Genomic DNA, 7,095 nt, shown 5'->3' with positions numbered 1-7,095 from the left:
GGGGACCGTTCGCGGCCGGAGCGTTCGCGGGCGCGCCCGGAGCGGGCGCCGTGGGCTGACCGGTCGGCACGGAGCCCGGCGCGGGCTGCTTCCCGGGCCACGGTTCCGCGGTGGACCGTTTCACCGGAGGGCTGTCCTGGGCGGCCTTGGGCGTGCCGACCACCGCGCCGCCGTTCGGCAGGTCGAGGAAGGCCATCCCGCCGGCCGGCACCATGCCCAGCTCGGCGGCCCGGCGGGCCAGCGCGTCCGGCGCGGAGTTCTGGTCGATCTGGTGCTGCAGCCCCTGCTGCTCGTCGGTCAGCACGGTGGTCTGCCGCTGCAGCCGGGACAGCTCGAAGGAGCCCTCGTTGAGGGCGGTGTTCAGCGCCAGCAGCCCGAGCAGCCCGGCCCCGAGCAGCAGCACCACCAGCACCGCGAAGGGCGTCCGCCCCCGCACCGGCCGGCCCGGGCGCACGGTGATCCGCGCCCTGCCGCTCTGCCCGGGGAGCAATCGGCTCCCCGCCCCGCCTCCGGCCACCGGCCCCACTGCCTCTCCTCCGCCCTTCGGACCGCCCCGGTGCCGGTCAGCCCCGGGTGCTTCGGTCCCTGATCCTCTCCGCCACCCGCAGCCGCACGGGCGCGGCGCGCCGGTTCTCCTCGATCTCCTCCTCCGTGGCCAGCTCGGCACCGCGAGTGATCAGCTTCAGCCAGGGCTGGTGCTCCTCGGGGATGAACGGCAGCCCCGGCGGGGCGGTGGTGGTCGCCCCGGCCGCGAAGTACTGCTTGACCAGGCGGTCCTCCAGCGACTGGTACGACATCACGACGATCCGCCCGCCGAGCGCCAGGACGTCCAGCGCCCCGGGGATCGCCCGGTCCAGGACCTCCAGCTCGCCGTTGACCTCGATCCGCAGCGCCTGGAAGGTCCGCTTGGCCGGGTTCCCGCCGGTGCGGCGGGTGGCGGCCGGGATGGCGCCCCGCACCAACTCGACCAGACGCGCGCTGGTGGTGAACGGTTCCTTCTCGCGCTCCCGGAGGATGACCGAGGCGATCTTGCCGGCGAACCGTTCCTCGCCGTACAGCTTGAGGATCCGGGCCAGCTGGCCGTGGCTGTAGGTGTTCAGCACCTCGGCCGCGCTGATCCCGCGGGTCTGGTCCATCCGCATGTCCAGCGGCGCGTCCTGGGCGTAGGCGAAGCCGCGGTCGGCCTCGTCCAGCTGCATCGAGGAGACGCCGAGGTCGAACAGGACGCCGTCGGCCTTCGGGACGTCCAGGCGCTCCAGCACCTCGGGGATCTCGTCGTAGACGGCGTGCACCAGGGTGGCCCGGTCACCGAAACGGGCCAGCCGCTCGCCGGAGAGCTTGAGCGCCGCCGGGTCGCGGTCCACCGCGATCAGCCGGACGTCCGGGAACTGGGTGAGCAGGGCCTCGCTGTGGCCGCCGAGGCCGAGGGTGGCGTCCACCACCACCGCGCCGGGCCGGGAGATCGCCGGGGCCAGCGCGTCCATGCACCGCTGCAGCATCACCGGGACGTGCTTGGGTGCCGGCTCGTTGGTGGTCATGCGCTGTGGCGCCCTTCCTCGGTGCGAAAGCCGCCCGACGTCCGGGGAGCTCCGACCATTCTGACCCACCAGGCCGCGGAGCCGTCGCACGGGCCGGGCCGCGCGGCCCGTGGTCCCCGCCCGCTCCTGGGGAAGGTCGTGACCGCCCGGCGCCGGGGAAGGTGCGCCAGGTGGCACGGGGAGCGGGTGGAGGCCACGGGCCGCGTCGGTCACCGCACGGCCGGAAAGGCCCGGTTGACGGGCCCCGGCGGGTGTGCTCCACTGCGCCGCAACTCTATCGCGCGCACCCCGTCAGTCAATGGCCCGCTCCGGCGCACCACCCGGGCGGCGGTACGGATCACCGCAGGTCGCGACGGTGCTCGTGGCACATGCCAGGGGCCCGGCGCACCACCCGGTCGGCCGACGGAGCGCCGTCCGGGCGTTGTGGATATGCCTTCGATCACAGGGGCCCGCTCTGTAGCAATCAGCCCCACCATGAACGCGGAAATCGCACTAACGTCTTCACCATGACAGTGACCCCCGACCGGCCCACGCCGACCGCCGCTGCCGACTCCGCCACACCGGCCATCATCGACCGCTTCGTGGCGGCCAACCGCGAGTACACGGCGACCTTCCGCGACGGCGGCATGGACGCCAGCCCGGTGCAGAAGGTCGCCGTGGTGGCCTGCATGGACGCCCGTCTCGACCTGTTCGCCGCGCTCGGCCTCGAACTCGGCGACGCCCACCTCATCCGCAACGCGGGCGGCGTCGTCACCGACGACATCATCCGCTCCCTCACCATCAGCCAGCGCGCCATGGGCACCCGCTCGATCGCGCTGATCCACCACACCGGCTGCGGCCTGCTCGGCCTGACCGAGGACTTCCGGCGCGAACTGGAGGCGGAGGTCGGCCAGCGCCCGCAGTGGGCGGTCGAGGCCTTCGTCGACCTGGACGGGGACGTCCGGCAGTCGATGCAGCGGGTCCGCACGTCCCCGTTCCTGCTGCACACCGACGACGTGCGCGGCTTCGTGTTCGACGTCCACACCGGCCTGCTGCGCGAGATCGACTGACCCCCGCCCGCCCGACCGGCCCGGCCAGCGCCGTCCGGGCCCCGCCGGGCGCTCCCGGGCCCCTTCCGACCTGCACGGCCCTTCCAAGTGGTGACTTCTGGGCTCCGCAGGGGGGAGAATGCGCCTGCCGGTCTGACCTCGAACCACCTGGGGCGGCCAGCCGCAGGCCGTCCCCCGGCACCCGGCTCCCGCACGCGGAACCGCGCCCGGAGGGGCCGCGTCCAGCATGGGGTGGGGCCGGGCTCGGTGGGAGTCCGTCGTGGTGTGCCAGGGAGCGAACGGGTGACGAGCTACAGCGATCAGGCCGGTCTCAACGGTCGTGCGGGGGGCGGCCAGGAGGCGGCGGGGTACACCCCGGTCGGCCTGCCGGAACTCGCCGCCGTCGTCGACCGGATCCGGGCCAACATCGAGAGCGTGATCGAGGGCAAGCCGGAGGCCGTCCGGATCGCCCTGACCGTGCTGCTCGCCGAGGGCCACCTGCTGCTGGAGGACGTGCCCGGCGTCGGCAAGACCATGCTCGCCAAGGCGCTCGCCCGGTCCGTCGACTGCACCGTACGGCGCATCCAGTTCACCCCTGACCTGCTGCCCTCGGACGTCACCGGCACCAACATCTTCGACCAGCAGCAGCGCGACTTCGAGTTCCGCCCCGGCGCGATCTTCGCCCAGATCGTGGTCGGCGACGAGATCAACCGGGCCTCGCCCAAGACCCAGTCCGCGCTGCTGGAGTCGATGGAGGAGCGCCAGGTCACCATCGACGGCACCAGCTACGAACTGCCCTCGCCGTTCATGGTGGTCGCCACCCAGAACCCGGTCGAGATGGAGGGCACCTACCCCCTCCCGGAGGCCCAGCGGGACCGCTTCATGGCCCGGATCTCGATGGGCTACCCGAGCCCCGAGGCCGAGTTCGCGATGCTCGACGTGCACGCCGGCGCCAGCCCGCTGGACGACCTGCAGCCGGTCGCGCACGCCGCCGACATCCTCAAGCTGATCGACCTGGTCCGCACCGTGCACGTCGCCGACCCGGTCCGCCGCTACGCCGTCGACCTGGTCGCCGCCACCCGCTCCAGCCACGAGCTGCGGCTCGGCGCCTCGCCGCGCGCCACCCTGCACCTGGTCCGGGCCGCCCGCGCCGCCGCCGCCCTGGACGGCCGGGACTACGTCACCCCGGACGACCTCCAGCGCCTCGCCGTCCCGGTGCTCGCCCACCGCCTGATGCCCACCGCCGAGACCCAGCTCAGCCGCCGCACCGCCGAGCAGATCGTCGCCGACCTGGTCGCCCGCCTGCCGCTGCCGCGCCCGCAGCAGGGCGGCACGGCCGTCCGGAGGGGCTGAGGGTGGGCCCGTCCGACGAACCGTCGGGCCTGCGCGCCGGCCTGCGCGGCCTCACCACCCGGGGCCGCTCCTTCCTCGCCGCCGGGCTGACCGCCGTGGTCTGCGCGTACGTGCTCGGCCAGGACGCGCTGCTGCGTGTCGGCGTGCTCCTCGCGATACTCCCGCTGGCCGCCGCGCTGCTGCTGGCCAACACCCGCTACCGGGTCGCCAGCGGCCGCCGGCTCACCCCGCACCGGGCGGTGGCCGGCCAGGAGGCCCGGGTGCACCTGCGGGTGGACAACGTCTCGCGCGTCCCCACCGGTGTGCTGCTGCTGGAGGACAAGGTCCCGTACGTGCTCGGGCCGCGCCCGCGGTTCGTGCTGGACCGCGTCGAACCGCGCGGCCACCGCGAGGTCTCCTACCGGGTCCGCTCCGACCTGCGCGGCCGCTACCCGCTCGGCCCGCTCCAGCTGCGGCTCTCCGACCCGTTCGGGATGTGCGAGCTGAACCGCTCCTTCTCCGCCTCCGACGTGCTCACCGTCGTCCCGCAGGTGCTGGCGCTGCCCTACGTGCGGCTCAGCGGCGAGTGGGCCGGGCAGGGCGAGAGCCACACCCGCTCCCTCGCGCTGGCCGGCGACGACGACGTCATCCTGCGCGAGTACCGGGCCGGCGACGACCTGCGCCGGGTGCACTGGAAGTCCACCGCCCGCTACGGCGAGCTGATGGTCCGGCGCGAGGAGCAGCCCCGCAGGGCCCGCGCCACCGTGCTGCTGGACACCCGAGAGACCGGCCACCGGGGCAGCGGACCGGCCTCCTCCTTCGAATGGGCCATCGGCTGCGCCGCCTCCGTCGCCGCGCACCTGCTGGAGCGCGGCTACCAGACCCGCCTGCTCACCGACACCGGCCACGCCGTGCCCGGACTCGAAGGGGACGGCGGACACGGCGCCGCCGACACCTCCGGCGTCATCCTGGACGCGCTCGCCGTCGTCGACCTCTCCGACGGGGCCGGGCTCTCCCGCGCCGAGGAGCCGCTACGGGCGAGCGGCGAGGGCCTGCTGGTGGCCGTCCTCGGCGAACTCGACGAGGAGCAGACCGCCCGGCTCGCCCGGCTGCGCGGCCGCACCGGCGGCGCCGTCGTCTTCCTGCTCGACACCGGCACCTGGGCCGGCCTGCGGATGCTCGCCCCCGAGACCGGCGGCGAGGAGTTCCGCGACCGGGCGCGCCGGCTGCGCGAGGCCGGCTGGACGGTGCTCACCGTCCGCGCCGGCGACTCCGTCCCCGACCTGTGGCGGGCCGCCGACCGGGCCGAGTCGCCCGCCCCCTACCGAGAAGAGGCCGGCGCGTGACCACCCGGGCCAAACTGACCGTGTACTCGGCGCTGGCCACCGCTCTGACCGCGCTCTGTCTGACCCCGCTGCTCACCTCCAAGGGCTGGATCGTCCACGCCTTCCTGGTGGTCGCGGTCGTCGCGGCGGTCGGCGCCGGACTGCGGCGCACGCCGTTCTACCGGTGGACCGTCCCGATCGGGCAGCTGGTGGCGCTGTTCCTCATGCTGCTGCTCGGCTTCGCCGCCTCCTCGGCGGTCTTCGGCGGCGTCGTGCCCGGCGGCCAGTCGGTCCGCACCCTCGGCCGGGTCCTCGGCCAGGGCTTCACCGACGTCCGCGACTACGCCATCCCCGCCCCGCCCAACCCCGGCCTGCGGCTGATCCTGGTCGGCTCGGTCGGACTGATCGCCGTCCTGGTGGACACCGTCGCGGTCACCTACCGCCGCTCGGCACTGGCCGGGCTGCCGCTGCTCGCGCTCTACTCGGTCGGCAACGGACTGGCCGGCGACCAGGGCAGCTGGCTCTGGTTCGCCGCCGCCGCCACCGGCTACCTGGTGCTGCTCTTCGCCGAGGGCCAGGACCGGGTCTCCCGCTGGGGCCGGATCTTCCGCGGCTCCGAACGCGGCGAGGGCGGCGGCCTGGGCGCGCTCGGCCAGAACGGCCGCCAGGTCGGCGTGGTCGCCCTGGTGTTCGCCCTGCTGGTGCCGGCCTTCCTGCCACGCTGGGGCTCCGGACTGCTGCCCACCGGCTCCGGCACGGTCTCCGGCCGCAACGGCGGCGCGGGCGTCAGCAGCCTCGATCCGCTGGTCGCCCTGACCGGGGCGCTGCCCAACCCGCGCGGCGTCGAGCTGCTGACCTACTGGACGGAGAACCCGGCCGCCGACTCCACCTATCTGCGCACCGGCGCGCTGGACTCCTTCGACGGCGACAGCTGGAAGCGCGGCTCGACGAACACGGTGCCGTTCACCGGCGAGCTGCCCGCCCCTGAAGGCCTGGGCCCGCTCGAAGCGCCCGAGGCCAAGGCCGAGATCATGATCGGCAACCGGCTGGACGACGCCTGGCTGCCGCTGCCCTACCCGGCGCGGACCGTCAGCCTGCGCGACAACGGCGCCTGGCAGCTCGACGAGGACACCGCCAGCCTGATCCCCGCCAAGGACAAGGCGATCAAGGGCCTCAAGTACACGGCCACCGGACTGAACGTGCAGCCCACCGCGACCAACCTGCGCGGTGCGCCCAAGCCGCCCGAGCGGATCACCAAGCAGTACCTCACCGTGCCGTCCGACCTGCCCAAGGTGGTCGAGCAGACGGCGCGCGACATCACCAGGAACGCGGCGACCCCGTACGACAAGATGGACGCGCTGCGCAACTGGTTCACCGGCCCCGACTTCACCTACGACGCCACCACCAGGACCGACAGCGGCAGCGACGCGATGGCGGACTTCCTGGCCCGCCGGCGCGGGTTCTGCGTCCACTTCGCCTCCACCATGGCGGTGATGGCCCGCTACCTGGGCGTCCCGTCCCGCGTCGCGCTGGGCTTCACCCCCGGCAACTCCAAGGGCAACAACGTCTACTCGGTGACCGACGCGATGTACCACGCCTGGCCCGAGCTGTACTTCGAGGGCTACGGCTGGCTGCGCTTCGAGCCCACCCCGAACCGGGGCGTCCAGCCCGACTACTCGGACCCGGTCTCCGCCCCGGCCACCCAGCCGACCACCGCGCCGGCCCCGCAGCCGGAGGCCAGCGCGCCCGTCCACACGCCCTCCGCCAACCCCGACTGCGACGCCAAGCTGCGCCGGACCGGCGACTGCGGCGACGAGCGCGGCACCGCGGCCGCCCACGCACACGTCGGGAGAAGAAGTGGCGGACAAGCGG

6 protein-coding genes are annotated in these 7,095 nt (G+C 74.2%); 4 read left to right on the top strand and 2 right to left on the bottom strand.

Annotated features, from left to right (window positions below; genetic code table 11):
• Both ftsL and rsmH read right to left on the bottom strand, forming a co-directional pair.
• On the bottom strand, window positions 1-490 hold a 490-nt coding region (gene ftsL, locus ABD308_RS27380; protein ID WP_425554859.1), incomplete at its 3' end, for a cell division protein FtsL.
• Between the two features lie 73 nt (window positions 491-563).
• Complete coding sequence (gene rsmH, locus ABD308_RS27375) at window positions 564-1,538, bottom strand: 16S rRNA (cytosine(1402)-N(4))-methyltransferase RsmH (protein WP_344339857.1); 975 nt, start codon at window positions 1,536-1,538, stop codon at window positions 564-566.
• A gap of 506 nt (window positions 1,539-2,044) precedes the next feature.
• Here rsmH and ABD308_RS27370 point away from each other — a divergent pair.
• From ABD308_RS27370 to ABD308_RS27355, 4 genes are all read left to right on the top strand, one after another.
• Window positions 2,045-2,587 (top strand): beta-class carbonic anhydrase, encoded by a 543-nt coding sequence (locus tag ABD308_RS27370; protein ID WP_344339855.1) that lies wholly within the window; start codon window positions 2,045-2,047, stop codon window positions 2,585-2,587.
• A gap of 282 nt (window positions 2,588-2,869) precedes the next feature.
• The gene (locus ABD308_RS27365; RefSeq protein ID WP_425554858.1) at window positions 2,870-3,919 is read left to right on the top strand and encodes an AAA family ATPase; all 1,050 of its coding nucleotides are present in this window, start codon (window positions 2,870-2,872) and stop codon (window positions 3,917-3,919) included.
• 2 nt (window positions 3,920-3,921) lie between these two features.
• Window positions 3,922-5,244: a DUF58 domain-containing protein gene (locus tag ABD308_RS27360; protein ID WP_344339852.1), complete on the top strand. Its 1,323-nt coding sequence runs from the start codon at window positions 3,922-3,924 to the stop codon at window positions 5,242-5,244.
• Window positions 5,241-7,095 (top strand): transglutaminase TgpA family protein (locus ABD308_RS27355; protein ID WP_344339849.1); only part of this gene is annotated, 1,855 nt, incomplete at its 3' end. The genes ABD308_RS27360 and ABD308_RS27355, both read left to right, overlap by 4 nt.

This window comes from Kitasatospora putterlickiae (genome assembly GCF_039527695.1).
Lineage (GTDB): Bacteria > Actinomycetota > Actinomycetes > Streptomycetales > Streptomycetaceae > Kitasatospora > Kitasatospora putterlickiae.
This window is presented reverse-complemented; position numbering and strand designations above follow the sequence as displayed.